Annotated in this window: 12 protein-coding genes; 8 read left to right on the plus strand and 4 right to left on the minus strand. The window is 72.5% G+C overall.

The genetic code is table 11. The features are described 5' to 3' along the window. Positions 1-117 precede the first annotated feature (117 nt). Positions 118-870 (plus strand): transglycosylase family protein, encoded by a 753-nt coding sequence (locus ACIRS4_RS11070; protein ID WP_404193208.1) that lies wholly within the window; start codon positions 118-120, stop codon positions 868-870. A gap of 52 nt (positions 871-922) precedes the next feature. Here ACIRS4_RS11070 and ctaD read toward each other — a convergent pair whose 3' ends face one another. Beyond that, positions 923-2,605 (minus strand): cytochrome c oxidase subunit I, encoded by a 1,683-nt coding sequence (ctaD, locus tag ACIRS4_RS11075; protein ID WP_404193211.1) that lies wholly within the window; start codon positions 2,603-2,605, stop codon positions 923-925. A 461-nt stretch (positions 2,606-3,066) separates the two neighbouring features. Between ctaD and ACIRS4_RS11080 the strand changes: the two genes are divergently transcribed. Next, positions 3,067-3,282 carry an I78 family peptidase inhibitor gene (locus ACIRS4_RS11080; protein ID WP_404193214.1) on the plus strand — a complete coding sequence of 72 codons (216 nt, stop codon included), beginning with the start codon at positions 3,067-3,069 and terminating at the stop codon, positions 3,280-3,282. Between the two features lie 102 nt (positions 3,283-3,384). Here ACIRS4_RS11080 and ACIRS4_RS11085 read toward each other — a convergent pair whose 3' ends face one another. Both ACIRS4_RS11085 and ACIRS4_RS11090 read right to left on the minus strand, forming a co-directional pair. Continuing rightward, a complete protein-coding gene (locus ACIRS4_RS11085) occupies positions 3,385-4,413 on the minus strand; it encodes a phosphatase PAP2 family protein (RefSeq protein ID WP_404193217.1) in 1,029 nt (342 codons plus the stop codon). 201 nt (positions 4,414-4,614) lie between these two features. Next, positions 4,615-5,817: a mannosyltransferase family protein gene (locus ACIRS4_RS11090; RefSeq protein WP_404193220.1), complete on the minus strand. Its 1,203-nt coding sequence runs from the start codon at positions 5,815-5,817 to the stop codon at positions 4,615-4,617. A gap of 269 nt (positions 5,818-6,086) precedes the next feature. Here ACIRS4_RS11090 and ACIRS4_RS11095 point away from each other — a divergent pair, with 269 nt between their 5' ends. Both ACIRS4_RS11095 and ACIRS4_RS11100 read left to right on the plus strand, forming a co-directional pair. After that, on the plus strand, positions 6,087-7,712 hold the full coding sequence (locus ACIRS4_RS11095; protein WP_404193223.1) for an MFS transporter: 1,626 nt from the start codon (positions 6,087-6,089) through the stop codon (positions 7,710-7,712). 129 nt (positions 7,713-7,841) lie between these two features. Further along, positions 7,842-9,014 carry an acyl-CoA dehydrogenase family protein gene (locus tag ACIRS4_RS11100; RefSeq protein WP_404193226.1) on the plus strand — a complete coding sequence of 391 codons (1,173 nt, stop codon included), beginning with the start codon at positions 7,842-7,844 and terminating at the stop codon, positions 9,012-9,014. A 36-nt stretch (positions 9,015-9,050) separates the two neighbouring features. On the opposite strand, the gene ACIRS4_RS11105 is transcribed toward ACIRS4_RS11100, so the two are convergent. Beyond that, positions 9,051-9,488 carry a cell division protein SepF gene (locus tag ACIRS4_RS11105; protein WP_404193229.1) on the minus strand — a complete coding sequence of 146 codons (438 nt, stop codon included), beginning with the start codon at positions 9,486-9,488 and terminating at the stop codon, positions 9,051-9,053. 325 nt (positions 9,489-9,813) lie between these two features. Between ACIRS4_RS11105 and ACIRS4_RS11110 the strand changes: the two genes are divergently transcribed. From ACIRS4_RS11110 to ACIRS4_RS11125, 4 genes are all read left to right on the plus strand, one after another. After that, positions 9,814-11,028, plus strand: a complete 1,215-nt coding sequence (locus ACIRS4_RS11110; RefSeq protein WP_404193232.1) for a DUF5685 family protein — start codon at positions 9,814-9,816, stop codon at positions 11,026-11,028. A 581-nt stretch (positions 11,029-11,609) separates the two neighbouring features. Beyond that, entirely contained in the window at positions 11,610-13,367 is a 1,758-nt protein-coding gene (locus ACIRS4_RS11115; protein ID WP_404193234.1) for an FAD/NAD(P)-binding protein, read from the plus strand. 41 nt (positions 13,368-13,408) lie between these two features. Further along, positions 13,409-14,377, plus strand: a complete 969-nt coding sequence (locus ACIRS4_RS11120) for an LLM class flavin-dependent oxidoreductase (RefSeq protein WP_404193237.1) — start codon at positions 13,409-13,411, stop codon at positions 14,375-14,377. A gap of 107 nt (positions 14,378-14,484) precedes the next feature. Next, a complete protein-coding gene (locus tag ACIRS4_RS11125; RefSeq protein WP_404193240.1) occupies positions 14,485-15,264 on the plus strand; it encodes a DUF1684 domain-containing protein in 780 nt (259 codons plus the stop codon). Positions 15,265-15,370 lie beyond the last annotated feature (106 nt).

Genomic DNA, 15,370 nt, shown 5'->3' on the forward strand with positions numbered 1-15,370 from the left:
AGAGCAGGACAGCGCAGCACGACCGCCGGCGGACGGGGCGGAGCGACACCACCGCGTCCTCGCGCGGACGGTGCGCCCCGCTCCGGGGGAGACCCGGGTCCGCAGAGAGGGATCTACATGTCCGAATGTGCCGATAACACCCGCTCCATCGCCCGCATCGGCGCCGGCAAGGCCCGGACGACGGCGGTCATCGCAGGAGCGGCGCTACTCGCCCCGCTCGGCCTGCTGGCCGCGAGCGGCAACGCCGCGGCCGCGGACGGCGGGGTGTGGGACCGCATCGCCCAGTGCGAGAGCGGCGGCAACTGGCACATCAACACCGGCAACGGCTACTACGGCGGGCTGCAGTTCTCCGCCTCCACCTGGCGGGCGTTCGGCGGTGCGCAGTACGCCTCCACCGCCGACAAGGCCAGCAAGTCGCAGCAGATCTCCGTCGCCACCAAGGTCCAGCGTTCCCAGGGCTGGGGCGCCTGGCCCGTCTGCTCCGGGCGTGCCGGGGCCTCCGGGAGCGCTCCCTCGTCCCACGGGGGCGACTCCGCCTCCACCGGGTCCGGCTCGTCCGGCACCAAGGAGCACCGCTACAAGTCGAAGAAGTCCTCGAAGTCCTCGTACTCCTCCTCGTCGTCCGCCGGTGGCTCGGCGAAGCGTTCGCAGACGTCGCAGAGCGCGGAGAGCGCGCAGCGTTCGGCGGGATCGGGCCACAGCAGCCGCGGCAGCTCCCGTGGCGGCGGCTACACCGTCCGCGAGGGGGACACGCTCAGCGTCATCGCCGCCCGCAACGGGACCACCTGGCAGCGGCTCTACGCCGCCAACAAGGACGCCATCGGCGGCGACCCCGACCTGATCATGCCGGGCCTGCGCCTGGCTTTCTGAGCCGCTCCCCCTCACCGGCCCCGCACCGACCGGGCGGGGCCGCCCCAGCCCGTCAGTCGCGGGCCTGGTGCTTCCTGGGCTCGGGCTGGGGGGTCAGGGCCGCGTGCTCCGGGTGGTGCAGGTCGAACGCCGGGGACTCCGAGCGGATCCGCGGCAGCGCGTGGAAGTTGTGCCGGGGCGGCGGGCAGGAGGTCGTCCACTCCAGCGAGCGGCCGTAGCCCCAGGGGTCGTCGACCTCGACCTTGCGCCCGTATCTGGCGGTCCTCCAGACGTTGTAGAGGAACGGCAGCGTCGACAGGCCGAGCAGGAACGCGCCGATCGTGGAGACCGTGTTCAGGGCGGTGAAGCCGTCCGCGGCCAGGTAGTCCGCGTAGCGGCGCGGCATGCCCTCCGCGCCGAGCCAGTGCTGCACCAGGAACGTGGTGTGGAAGCCGACGAACAGCGTCCAGAACTGGATCTTGCCGAGCCGCTCGTCCAGCAGTTTGCCGGTGAACTTGGGCCACCAGAAGAAGAACCCGGCGAAGATCGCGAAGACGACGGTGCCGAAGACGACGTAGTGGAAGTGCGCCACCACGAAGTACGAGTCGGTGACGTGGAAGTCCATCGGCGGCGAGGCGAGGATCACTCCGGTCAGACCGCCGAACAGGAACGTCACCAGGAAGCCCGTCGCCCACAGCATCGGCGTCTCGAAGGACACCGAACCCTTGAGCATGGTCCCGGACCAGTTGAAGAACTTCACCCCGGTCGGCACCGCGATCAGGAACGACATGAAGGAGAAGAACGGCAGCAGCACCGCGCCGGTGGCGAACATGTGGTGGGCCCACACCACCACCGACAGTCCGGTGATCGCCATCGTCGCCCCGACCAGCGTCAGATAGCCGAAGATCGGCTTGCGGCTGAAGACCGGGATGATCTCCGTGATGATCCCGAAGAACGGCAGCGCGATGATGTACACCTCGGGGTGTCCGAAGAACCAGAACAGGTGCTGCCACAGCAGCGCCCCGCCGTTGGCCGCCTCGAACACCTGCGAGCCGAAGCGCCGGTCCGCCTCCAGCACCAGCAGCGCGGCCGCCAGCACCGGGAACGCCATCAGGATCAGGATCGACGTGAACAGGGCGTTCCAGGTGAAGATCGGCATCCGGAACATCGTCATGCCGGGCGCGCGCATCCCGATGATCGTGGTGATGAAGTTGACCGCGCCGAGGATCGTGCCGAAGCCGGCCAGCGCCAGGCCCATGATCCACAGGTCGGGGCCCAGGCCGGGGGAGTACGCGGTGTCGTTGAGCGGCGCGTAGGCGAACCAGCCGAAGGCGGCCGGCCCCGCCGGGAGCAGCAGCGAGCCCAGCACGATCAGCCCGCCGAACAGGAACAGCCAGTACGAGAGCATGTTCAGCCGGGGGAACGCCACATCGGGGGCGCCGATCTGCAGCGGCATGAGCTCGTTGGCGAAGCCCGCGAAGGTCGGGGTCGCGAAGAGCAGCAGCATGATCGTGCCGTGCAGCGTGAACAACTGGTTGAACTGGTTGGCGTCCACGATCTGCAGCCCCGGCCGGGCCAGCTCGGCCCGCATGACCAGTGCCATCACCCCGCCGACGAGGAAGAAGGCGAACGATGTGATCAGGTAGAGGTGCCCGATCTTCTTGTGGTCGGTGGTGGTGAGCCAGTCCACGGCCACCCGGCCGGGCCGTCTGGCCCCGGTGACCCGTGCTGTGGCCGGTACGGTCTGCGTCCCCATCGCTCGCTCGCCCCTTCGCTCGTCGCGTCCCGGGCCCGCCGGCGCCCGGTCTCCGCACAGGCGCCCGTCGGCTGTCGCCAGGATGCTCGCGCCGTCACCCGCGCCGACAGGGGAAGTACGGACAAGGTGTGAGGGAGCCGTGCATTTCCCATGGCGGGAAGTCGCCGGCGAGGCCCTGCGGAATGCGGGGGAACGGGCTTCGGGGGACGGTTCTCAGGGCACTTTCCGCCAGCTTTTCGGGGGAGTCGGGGTGACGCGCGGGAATTGCGTTCGAATAGGCGCGAAAGGCGCAGGAAACCGCTCGTACGGGTGACGGGCCAGTGCCCCGTAAGGTGATTCCCGAAGCCTCAAACGTGTGTCATGGTCCTGTGACAGAAGTGTGACCGGAGTGATCCACATCTCCGGTCAGGGCTTCGCCGTCCGGACTTCCCGGGAGCGCGCCCTCCGCCTAGCGTGGCGGTATGGCACCGAATCCCGCTCCCGTGGAGGAGCCTCAGGACAGCCCGGACGGATACGTCGGCCTCGACGCCGAGAGCGCCGAGCGGCTCGCCCGTGAACGGGGATGGACGACGGTGCGCTCGCTCGCGCCCGGCACGGTCATCACCATGGAGTACCGCGTGGGCCGGCTGAACCTCGAAGTGAGCGACGGCCTTGTGAGCCGCGCCTGGAAGGGCTGAACCGCCGCCCGCCGAGATCACGAAGGCCCCGGCTCCTGGATGAGGAACCGGGGCCTTCGCCGTGCGGGCCGCGGGGTGCGTACCGGTGCCCGCGTGGGCCGGTCAGCCGCCCGTCACCGGGCGGGCAGCCGAGGTGGTCGCCCCGCGCGGCAGGCGGTCGGAGTGCGGCGGACGGCGGCTGCCGACCGGGCTGAACGGAGTGCGCTCCGAGCGGATGCCGTGCGAACCGGGTGTGAGATGGAGCGCCGACCTGGGCGAACGGGTCGTCCCTGAGCCGTCGCAGGACACCTGGACCTCGTCCGCGGTCGCGGTGCGCGCGGTGAGCGACACCGGAACCGGGACCGGCGCCGGGAGGGTGGACCTGCCCCTCTGGCGGGCGCGCCAGCGGTCGCGCAGCTCGAAGATGCGGATCTCCGCGCGGGCGATCAGCGGCTCGAACTGGGGCAGCGCGAGCAGGATCAGCAGCCCCGCGGCCCAGCCGAGGACCACGTCGCTCAGCCAGTGCGTACCGAGGTAGACGGTGGCCAGCCCGACGCCGAGCGAGGTCACCGCGGAGAGCGCGGACAGCCAGCGCCGCGCCCTCGGGGTGGAGGCCAGATAGGCCAGGATTCCCCAGGTCACGACCGCGTTGGCGGTGTGGCCGCTGGGAAATATATCGCCGCCCAGACCCATCTCGTTCGAGCCGATCGTGGTCGCGTAATGCGGTCCGAGGCGGCCCATGCCGATCTTGGCGGCCCCCACCGTGATGTTGAGGAGCAGCAGCGAGGCGCCCAGCGTGAGCAGCGGGCGCAGGGTGTGCTGCCGCCAGGATCTCCAGCCGAGCCAGGCGGCGACCATCACCGCGGTCGGGCCGCGCTGGCCGAGGACCACGTAGTAGTCGACGAACCAGTGGATCCCCGACCACTGCTGGTACGGCCGGAAGAACATGACCTGCCAGTCGAGGCGGACCAGCCACGACGTGATCACCACGAGCCACACGATCGCCAGGTAGAAGGCCAGGGTCGCCGAGAACAGCACGATCCTGTGCCGGCTCATCCTCGGCACATCGATGTGTGACGGGCGTTCCGGCTCTCGGTCGAGCCTGGCGAACACCCGGTCCAGCCGTCGGGTGGTGGTTGGTTCGGTACGCACCCAATCGACGTTACAGCGAGTGATCTCTGTTCCCGGCCGATTCCACGGGTTTGTGATGACGATGTGATGTGGGATTGCTCTCAACGGGGCCGATATTCCTACGGATTACGTAATCCCGTCCGGTCATCCCCTTCAATTCTTTTGATCGTTCTGGAGGGTTGTTTTAGGAAACGTATAAATACCCTGATCGATTCGCGGTGATCAGGGCGGGCCGGAACCGTTCAGCCACCACGCGCCGTACGCGGCCGCGACCGCCACGGCACCGCCCATCACCAGCGCCGACGTCCGCGTCCGCAGCCGGGCCAGGGCCAGGGCGAGGGGGAACAGCACCGGGAACGCCGGCATCAGCAGGCGCGGCTTCGACCCGAAGTAGCTCGACGCGCAGAGCGCGAGCGCGAGGACCACGCCCGTGTACACCAGCAGGGGGGCAGGCTGCCCCTGCCGGACGCAGACGACGTGGAGCCGGATCAGCAGCGCGACCCCGACCACCAGGGCGAGCCCCGCGAGGGCCGACGGGAACGACGTGAACTTGTCGGCGACGAAGCGGGCGAAGGCGTAGCCGCCGTCGAAGCCGTTGCGCCAGCCCGCCTGCACGTCGAGGTAGCCGAACAGGCCCCCGCCGGTGCGACGGCCCACCCACAGCACGTAACCGGCCGTGCCGAGGGGAGCGAGGGCGAGCCCGAGGGCGCGCCGTGCGCGCTCCGCGCGAGCGCCGGTGCGCACTCCGTCGCGCTCCCTGACGAACGCGAGCGCACCCGTCACCCAAACGGCCGCCACCACCGCGAGCCCCACCGGCCGGGTCAGCCCGGCCGCGGACGCCAGCAGACCCGCGGTCACCCACCGGCCGGTGAGCACCGCGTACAGCGACCACGCGGCCAGCGCCGTGAACAGCGACTCGCTGTACGCCATCGACTGCACGATCCCCACCGGCAGGGCGGCCCAGAGCAGCACCGCGCACACCCCGGCCCTGCGGCCGTGCCGGCCGCCGTACACATGGTCGGCGACCGCGAAGATCCCCCAGGCCGCGGCGAGCGAGGCGAGCAGGGACACCACGAAACCGGCGTCGGCGTACGACAGCGGCGTCACCGCGTGCAGCAGCCGCTCCAGCCACGGCAGCAGGGGGAAGAAGGCCAGGTTGGAGTGCACGTCTCCGTTCGGCAGGCGCACCTCGTAGCCGTACCCCAGCTCGGCGACCCGGGTGTACCACAGGGCGTCCCAGCGGGCGGTCAGCAGCGTGTACGCGCTCTTTCCGCGCGCCGCGCTCCACACGGCCAGCGTGAGCAGACACAGGATGCGGACGGCCGCGTACCCCAGCAGGGCCGGGGCCGCCCGGCGCAGGGTCGCCGAGCCGATGGAGGCCGCTCGCGCCTCCTGGCCGGTCGCACGTGCTTCGAGTTCGGTCACGCGCCCGATTATCGACCGGGTGGGCAGACCGGCCGAGCGCCGTGGCGCGAGGGCGGTCGCCTCACGTGGCGTACACCACACAGGTCGCCCCGGCCTCTGAGAGGTCCGCCACGTGGCCGCCGCGTGAACTCGCGTACGCTGCGAATACTCGTCGTTCGCAGCGCGGGCCGGGGACCACCGCTCCTCTCCGGCCGAGTCGCGGGAGGCCGCACCCCCGCGAGACCGCCGAACCCGAGGCGAATCCGAGGAAACACCTGGGAGGTACGTACATGTCCGGGACGACCACGGCCGCCGTCGGGCTGCGCCGTCGGGCGGCCGGGGCCGGTGCCAACCGCTGGGTCGTGCTCCTGGTGCTCTGCGTCAGCCTGCTCCTGGTCGCCGTCGACGCGACCGTGCTGCACGTCGCGGTGCCCGCCGTCACCGAGGACCTGCGGCCCGGCGCGATCGAGCTGCTCTGGATCGTCGACACCTACCCGCTGGTCTGCGCCTCGCTGCTGATCCTGTTCGGCACGCTCGGCGACAAGGTGGGCCGCAGAAGGATCCTGCTCCTCGGCTACGCGCTGTTCGGCGTCGCCTCCGCGATGGCGGCGTTCGCCCACACCGCCGAGGTGCTCATCGTCGCGCGCGGGCTGCTCGGCGTGGGCGGCGCGATGATCATGCCGGCGACGCTGTCCATCCTGCGGCAGGTCTTCCCCGACCGGCGGGAGAGGGCGCTCGCGATAGGCGTCTGGAGCGCGGTGGCCGCGGTCGGCGCGGCCGTCGGGCCCCTGCTCGGCGGCTTCCTGCTGGAACACTTCTGGTGGGGTTCGGTCTTCCTCGTCAACATCCCGCTGATGCTGGTCAGCCTGCCGGTGGGCCGGTTGCTGCTGCCCGAGTCGCGCGGCGCGGCGGACGGCCCGTGGGACGTCGTCGGCGCGCTGACGGCGGCGGCCGGACTGTTCGGCCTGGTGCTGGGCGTGAAGCGGCTGGGCGGCGGGGAGCTCGGCGCGCTGACCGTGGCGCCGCTGGTGGCGGGCGCGGCGCTGATCGTCCTGTTCGTACGGCGTCAGCGGCGGCGCCGGCATCCCCTGGTGGACCTGCGGATGTTCGCGCGGCCGGCGTTCAGCACGTCGGTGGGGTGCATCGTGCTGGCCATGCTGGCGCTGGTGGGTCTGGAGCTCATAGCGGCGCAGTACCTGCAACTGGTGCTGGGGCTGTCCCCGCTGGAGACGGGGCTGCGGCTGCTGCCGCTGACGTTCGCCGCGATGGCCGCGGGGCTCGCCGGGGCGCGGCTGCTGCGGCGGTTCGGGCCGCGGCGGATGGTGTGCGCGGGGTTCTGTCTCACGGCTGCGGCCGTGGTGACGCTCACCGCGATGGGCCAGGCGGACAACGCCGGTCTGCTGCTGTTCGGGTTCGTGCTGCTCGGGTTCGGGCTGGAGACGACGTTGTTCGCGGCGTACGAGTCGATGCTGAGCGAGGCTCCGCCGGAGCAGGCGGGAGGCGCGGCGGCGATCGGGGAGACGTCGTACCAGCTGGGGGCCGGGATCGGGATCGCGCTGCTGGGCAGCGTGATGAACGCGGCGTACGCGCCCGGGTTGTCGTCGGTGCCGGGGGTGCCTTCCGACGCGTCGGCGGCGGCCGGGCATTCCCTGGGGGAGGCGTACGGGGTGGCGGCGCGGCTCGGGGGGCCGGCGGGTGAGGTGCTGCGGCGGGCGGCCCGGGATTCCTTCGTGCACGGGCTGCATGTGACGCTGCTGGTGAGCGCGGGGTTGCTGACGCTGGGGGCGGTGATGGCACTGCGGCTGCCGCGGGTGATGCAGTGCGACGCGCCTGCGGTGGAGGTGCCGGCGCCCCGGGACGCGGGCGACGCCGCGCTGAGCTTCGGGGCGGTCTCCCCACCCGCGCGCCGCCCCTGATCGCCCGCTGAAAGCCGGACGTCCCCGTGGGGCCGGCTCGCCCGTCGGTGGGTGCGGGTGGTGGTGGATCTTCGGGTCGGGGTGCCAGACTAGCGGTGTTAGTTTTTCGGGCTGGTGGAGGGTGTCGTCATGGTGTCGTTCGATCCCGCTGATCCCCTGGGCGTCGATGAGCTGCTGGACCCCGAGGATCTCGCCGTGCGGGACACCGTGCGGGCCTGGGCCGCGGACCGGGTGCTGCCGTACGTCGCCGAGTGGTACGAGAAGGGGGAGCTGCCCGGGATCCGGGAGCTGGCCCTCGAACTCGGCGGGATCGGGGCGCTCGGGATGTCGCTCCAGGGGTACGGATGCGCCGGCGCGAGCGCGGTGCAGTACGGGCTGGCCTGTCTGGAACTGGAGGCCGCCGACTCCGGGATCCGCTCGCTCGTCTCCGTGCAGGGCTCGCTCGCGATGTACGCCGTCCACCGCTTCGGCAGCGAGGAGCAGAAGCAGCGGTGGCTGCCCCGCATGGCCGCCGGGGAGGTCATCGGCTGCTTCGGGCTGACCGAGCCGGATCACGGCTCCGACCCCGCCGCCATGCGCACCCATGCCAAGAGGGACGGCTCGGACTGGATCCTCACCGGCCGCAAGATGTGGATCACCAATGGCTCCGTGGCCGGCGTCGCCGTGGTGTGGGCGCACACCGACGACGGGATCCGGGGGTTCGTCGTCCCCACGGACGCCCCCGGGTTCTCCGCCCCCGAGATCAAGCACAAGTGGTCGCTGCGGGCCAGCGTCACCAGCGAGCTCGTCCTCGACGACGTGCGGCTGCCCGCCGACGCCGTGCTGCCCGAGGCGGTGGGGCTGAAGGGCCCGCTGAGCTGCCTGTCCCACGCCCGGTACGGGATCGTGTGGGGGGCCATGGGAGCCGCGCGGTCCTGCTTCGAGACCGCGCTCGACTACGCGAGGACACGCGAGCAGTTCGGACGGCCGATCGGCGGCTTCCAGCTCACCCAGGCCAAGCTCGCCGACATGGCGGTCGAGCTGCACAAGGGGATCCTGCTCGCCCACCACCTGGGGCGGCGCATGGACGCCGGCCGCCTGCGCCCCGAGCAGGTCAGCTTCGGCAAGCTCAACAACGTACGAGAGGCCATCGAGATCTGCCGTACGGCGCGCACGATCCTCGGGGCCAACGGGATCTCCCTGGAGTACCCCGTCATGCGGCACGCGACCAACCTGGAGTCGGTGCTCACCTATGAGGGCACCGTCGAGATGCACCAGCTCGTGCTGGGCAAGGCGCTCACCGGACTCGACGCCTTCCGCTGACCCCCGGCAGGGGCAGGGCCGGCGAGCGGCCCTGCCTCAGCTCTGGTTGAAGAACCCGTCCGACCGGTGCGAGGCCGGGTCACCGTTGATGATCTCGGTGTTGTTCGGGGTCAGCAGGAACACCCGGGTGGAGACCCGCTCGATCGAACCCCGCAGCCCGAAGATCAGGCCGGCCGCGAAGTCGACGACGCGCTTGGCGTCGCCGGCCTCCATGGCCGTGAGGTTCATGATGACCGGGACGCCCTCGCGGAACAGCTCGCCGATCGCCCGCGCGTCCCGGAAGCTGTCCGGGGTCACGGTGCCGATCCGACGGCCTCTCTCCTCGGCCGAGTCGGTGGCGACCTTCACCCGGGGGTCGGTGACCCAGGCGTCGCCGGAGTCGTTCCCCTCGGAATAGTCGTCGTCGTAGTAACGCTCGTCATCGTTGTCGTCGACGAGGCCAAGCCAGGCACTCGCCTTGCGTACCGATCCCATGGACGCCTCCTCTCACAGCGGTCATTCTTGCTTTCCGCATTCCCCATGGTCGTCCATGATGCGGATGTCGCGCCAAGTGGATAGACGCCGCGCGGGGGGTTTGTGACGGTACTGGTGCACAGCCGATCCGTCGAGAGTCCAGGTGCCCCAAGGGTCCGGCCATACACCGATGCTGACTGAGAGTGAAATATGATTCTTCTCGGCGACCGGGTGACGGGCGGAGCGTACGGGTGAACAGGGCGAGCCGTGGCCGCCCCGCGACCCACGGCTACGATGCGCACGTTTCGACGTCACTCAACGCAGTACGGATCACGGGGGATCGAGCGTGTTCGGAATCGTCAGGCCGTGCCGGCACCGGCTCGGTGAGGGCCTCAGCGCCCAGTGGATGGCGCATCTGTGCGGACTGTGTCTCGCGCTGCGCAAGGACCACGGGCAGTTCGCCCGGGTCGTCACCAACTACGACGGGCTGCTCATATCCGTCCTGACGGAGGCTCAGGCCGGTCAGGGAGAAGGGGCGCGGCGTACGGCGGGGCCCTGCCCGCTGCGCGGGATGCGCACGGCGTCCGTGGCGCGCGGCGAGGGCGCGCGGCTCGCGGCCGCCGTGTCCCTGGTGCTGGCCTCCGCGAAGGTGCGCGACCATGTGGCCGACAGGGACGGGCTGCTGGCCCGCCGTCCGGTGGCCTCGGCGGCGCGCCGGGTGGCCGCGGGCTGGGGCGCGGCGGGGGCCCGCACCGGATCCGCCGTCGGGTTCGACACGGCCGTCCTCGTCGACGCCGTGGACCGGCAGATCGACGTCGAGGCGCTCGCCGGACCCGGGACGCCGTTGCTCACCGTCACCGAACCGACCGAGACGGCCACCGCGGCGGCCTTCGCGCACACCGCCGTGCTGGCGGGCCGGCCGGGCAACGCCGAACCGCTCGCCGAGGCCGGCCGGCTCTTCGGGCGGCTCGCGCATCTGCTGGACGCCGTCGAGGACCGGGAGGCCGACGCCGCCGCGGGCGCGTGGAACCCGCTCACCGCCACCGGGACGTCCCTGCCGGAGGCGCGGCGGCTCGCCGACGACGCCGTGCACGGCATCCGGCTCGCGCTGCGCGAGGTCGACTGGGCGTTGGGGAAGGGCTCGGAAAAGCCCGGGGCCGAGGCGAAGTTGGCCCATGTGCTGCTGGTGCACGAACTGGGCAACGCCGTTCACCGCGCCTTCGGCACGGCCTCGTGCGGGCACGCCCGTGCGGACGGCGAGTTCGGGCCGCCGCCGGGCAACCCGTTCGCGCCGACCGGACCCGGCGGGCCGCCGTCGCCGCCGGAGCCGCCGCGCCGTGACCGGCGCGGGCTGCTGGCCGGGTGCCTCGTCTGGGCGGGCCTCGCCTGTACCTGCCAGTTGTGCTGCGGCGAGCACGAAGGCCCTTGGACACGGGAGCCCAAGGAAGGCTACTGCCACAGGTGCGACTGCGACGACTGCTCGGACTGCTGCGACTGCTGTGACTGTTGCGGGAACTGCGGTGACGGCTGCTGTTGCGACGGCTGCGGCTGCGACTGCTGACACGGCCGGGTCCCGCCCGCGGGTGGGACCCGGGGCGGTGGGGGAGCGCTGAGGGAGGGGAAGGCGCGCGGGGTGAAGGCGAAGAGGTGAACTCAAGCGGCTGAACGCCGGGAACGCCCCGGGAGCGGGGCGGCAGGGGGTCGGCTCAACAGGAACAGGACCACACACGACCGAAGTCGATGTGGGAGCGGGTGACCAGCCACTGCTGCGGATGCATGGGCCAAGTGGAACAGGCATCCGATGTCCCGTCAACGAACTGAGACGTACGGCTCACAGTGTGGACAGCCTTGACAGCGAGGCGAAACGCCGCCGTAGTCTCGGAGGACGGCCCTGCTGAGGGGCTCGGCCGTAGCGCGCCGCGCGGCGCACCGGTGTGAAGGCACCCGCCCTCACCGTCCCCGGCTCCGGCCGGACGGGAGGGACACCCGTCCGGCGTGCCGTCACGGAGCCTTCATGTCCTCAGCCACCCTCCCTCCTCCCTCCCCTGCGCCGGTCGTCGCACGGAGCGCCCTCCCTCCGGCCCCCGGCCGCCTCCCCGTCGAACCCGCCCCGCGCGGGCGCACGTTCGACGGAGCCGCACGATGAGGCCCTCGCTGGTGATCGTCGGAGCCGGACCGCGGGGGACCGGGATCGTCGAGCGGATCGCCGCCAACGCGCCCGAGCTGTACGCCCGTTCCGGCCTCGACCTCCATCTCGTCGACCCGCATCCGCCCGGCGCGGGACGCGTCTGGCGGGCCGCGCAGTCGCCGCTGCTGTGGATGAACTCGCACGCCGAGGACGTCACCATGTTCACCGACGAGACCGTGGACATGGCCGGGCCCGTGCGCCCCGGCCCCACCCTGCACGAGTGGGCCGGCGTCGACGGACGGCTGTTCGCCGACCGTCAGCTCCAGGGCTCCTACCTGAGCTGGGTGCACGAGCAGGCTGTCGCCGCCCTGCCCCCCGAGGTCACCGTCCACCACCACCGACGGCGCGCGGTGCGGGTCGGCGGGCCGCGCGAGGGACGCCAGCAGGTCTGGCTGGAGGACAGGCCCCGGCCGCTCCTCGCCGACCTCGTCGTCCTCGCCCTCGGTCACCTCGACTCCGAACTCGACGACGAGCAGGAGGCGCTGGCGTCGTACGCGGAAGAACACGGGCTCGTCCACCTGCCGCCGGACTTCACCGCCGACATTGAACTGTCCGCGCTGCGGCCCGGCGAACCCGTCCTGGTGCGCGGCTTCGGACTCGCCTTCGTGGACCTGATGGTGCTCCTCACCGAGGGACGCGGCGGGCGGTACGAGGGGGAGGCGTACCTCCCCTCCGGTCGTGAGCCGGTGCTGTACGTCGGCTCCCGGCGCGGTGTGCCGTACCACGCGAAGATCGGCTACGACTGGAGCGGGGAGCGGCCGCCGCTGCCCCGTTTCCTGGGGCCCGCCGAGATCGACGCGCTGCTCGCGCGGCCCGGCGGGTTCGACTTCCGGCGGGACGTGTGGCCGCTGGTGGAGAAGGAGCTGGGGTTCGCCCACTACCACCGGCTGTTCACCGCCCACCCCGAGCGGACCGCCCTCGCCTGGGCCGACTTCGAGGAGGAGTACGCCGTGTCCGACGGGGCCGTGGAGCGTGAGGCGCTCGTCGCGGCCGCGGTGCCCGACCCGCGCGACCGGCTCGACCTGGACGCCCTCGACCGGCCGTTGGACGGGGTGCGCCACGGTTCATCCGACGAGTTGCAGGAAGCGCTGCGAAAGTACGTGGAGAGCGACCTGAGCCGCCGTCACGACGCCGCGCACAGCCCCGACCTGGCCGTCTTCCTGGCGCTGCTGTCCGTCTACGGCCAGTTGGTGCGGCTCGGGGGCATCGGCCCCTGGTGGCACGGGTTCTTCAGCCATCTGGCCTCCGGGCCGCCCGGCCCCAGGCTGCGGCAACTGCTCGCGCTGTCCCGGGCGGGGGTGCTGAAGTTCGTCGGCGCGGACATGGCCGTACGGGCCGAGGACGGGGTGTTCCGGGCGTCGAGCCCCAGCGTGCCCGGCTTCGCCGTCGAGGCGCGGGCTCTGGTGGAGGCCCGGCTGCCCGGGCCGACGGTGCGGCGGGCCCGCGACGCGCTGCTGCGCGCACTGCACGAGGACGGGGCCGCGGAGACGCCGGACGGGCTGCTGCGGGTGGACCGCGCCGACGGACGGATCATCGACCGGTCCGGCCGGCCGCACCCGCGGCGCTTCGCGCTCGGGCCGCACACCGACGGGCGGACACCGGGAGCGTTCACCCGGCCGCGCACCGGCGGGCCGGCGTTCCGGCAGAACGACGCGACCGCGCGGGCCGCCCTCGCCTTCCTGCGCGACCTGGGGCTGCGCGCCGCCGCGTGAGCCGCCGACCGACCACCTCGGGACCGAAGGGGTACTGCGAGATGACTTCCTCGCCCGGCCGGGGCCTGCTGCACCTGGCCGCCGCCGTCGACCAGGCGGAGGCGGCCGACGCCGGACGCCACGTCGAACTGGTGCGGCTCGCCGAGCGCGGCGGGCTCGACTTCGTGACACTGGACGACGGCCCGGGCCGCCCGGGGACGGACGCGCCGGCCGTGCTGTCCCGGGCGGCGGCCGTCACGCACCGCGTCGGGCTGGTCCCCGCCCACACCGGTCCCTTCCCCGTCCGGGCCGCTGTCGCCGCCGTGGCCGCCCTCGCCCGGATCAGCCGGGGCCGGGCCGGCTGGCGGATCGACGCGCCCGCCGCCGAGGACGGGGACCGCCGCGCTCCCGCGCCGCCGGAGGCCCTGTGGCGTGAGGCGGACGCGGAGGAAGCGGCCGGCGCCGGCGACGTGAGCGGGCCCGAGGAGGGTCGCTGGGGGAGTGAGGCCGCGTCGGGCCGGCCCGTGCGGGTCGTCGACGCGACCGAGGGCCACGCCCGTGCCGTCGCCGCCCGGTACGCCGACGTCGCCCTGGTGCGGGCGGCGAACTCCGCCCAGGCCCGCGCCGTACGGGAGGAACTGCGCGCCGCTGCGGCGGAGGCGGGGCGGGATCCGGGCTCCCTGCGCGTCCTGGCCGGCCTGCTGATCGACCTCGGGGAGGGCGAGCACGCCGCCGAACCGGGCCACGGCGGAGGCGGCCCCCGGCACAGCGCCCTGGGCCCGCTGTACCGGGGCGGCCCCGTCGACCTCGCCGAACTGATCGGGGCCTGGCACCGGGAAGGGGCCGCCGACGGCTTCCACCTCACCCCCGTCGAACCCCGCCGCGATCTGGAGCGGCTGGTCAACGGCACGGTCGCGCTGCTCCAGCACCGCGGTCTGTTCCGCACCTTCTACCCGGGCAGCACGCTGCGCGAGCACCTGGGCCTGGCCCGCCCCGCCCACCGGTACGCGGTGCCCGGGGGAGCGGCGTGACCACACGGCGCTCCGCACGAGCCGGCGGACGCGTTCCATCGCGGACAAGCTCGCGCCGGCGGACGTACATACCGCCATCCCGCCTCACCGTACGAAAGGACGCGCACATGACGGATCCGGCAATCGGCTGGAAGCGGTGGCACGAACGCCGCGTCGAAGCGGTCTGCGAACCCTACGGGCCGCTCGCTCTCAAGGGCACGTACTGGCCGGTCGATCATCCGGAGGGGCGACTTCCGGACATTCCCGGGACGTGGGTGGCCGAAGAGGGCGGGGTGACGATCACCGCGTCCGAGGCCGACGGCCTCACCGTCGACGGGAAGCCGTTCAGCGGGCGGCTGCGGCTCACCGCCGACCAGGGGCCGGTCGCCGCGGCCCGGGTCGCCCACGGCGCTCGGCGGCTGGTGGTCCTGGTGCGCGAAGGCGTCTGGGGCGTACGCGACTTCGACCCGGACGCCGAGGCCCGGCGCCGGTTCCGGGGCATCGGCGCCACCGCGTTCGACCCGCGCTGGTCGGTGCCCGCACGCTTCATCCCCTACGGCGAGAGCCGCACGGTGCGGGTGCCGAACGCCGACGGACGCGAACGGGGGCTCGGACTCGACGGAGAGATCGCCTTCCGGCTGGACGGGCGGGAGTCGACGCTCCGAGCGAGCGTGCGGGGCGACGGCTCGCTGTGGGCGGTGTTCGCCGACGCCACCAGTGGGAACGGCGGTCACCGCTTCCGCTTCCTGTACCCGGCCGCGCCCGACGCCGAGGGGCGCACGATCGTGGACCTCAACCGCGCGGAACTGCCCCCGTGCGCCTTCTCCGACGCCTTCTTCTGCCCCTTCCCGCCGCCCGGGAACACGCTTCCCGCGGCGGTCGAGGCAGGGGAGCGCGCCTTGATCTGAGCGGGAGTCACCCGGGGGCCGGGCCCGGCTCCGACGCGGGGGCGACGGCCGAAAGGCACCCTTGCGCCGACCGTCCGTTCGGCCGAATACTCCCCCTCAGCGCTTG

The organism is Streptomyces sp. NPDC101166, from assembly GCF_044768125.1.
Classification (GTDB): domain Bacteria; phylum Actinomycetota; class Actinomycetes; order Streptomycetales; family Streptomycetaceae; genus Streptomyces.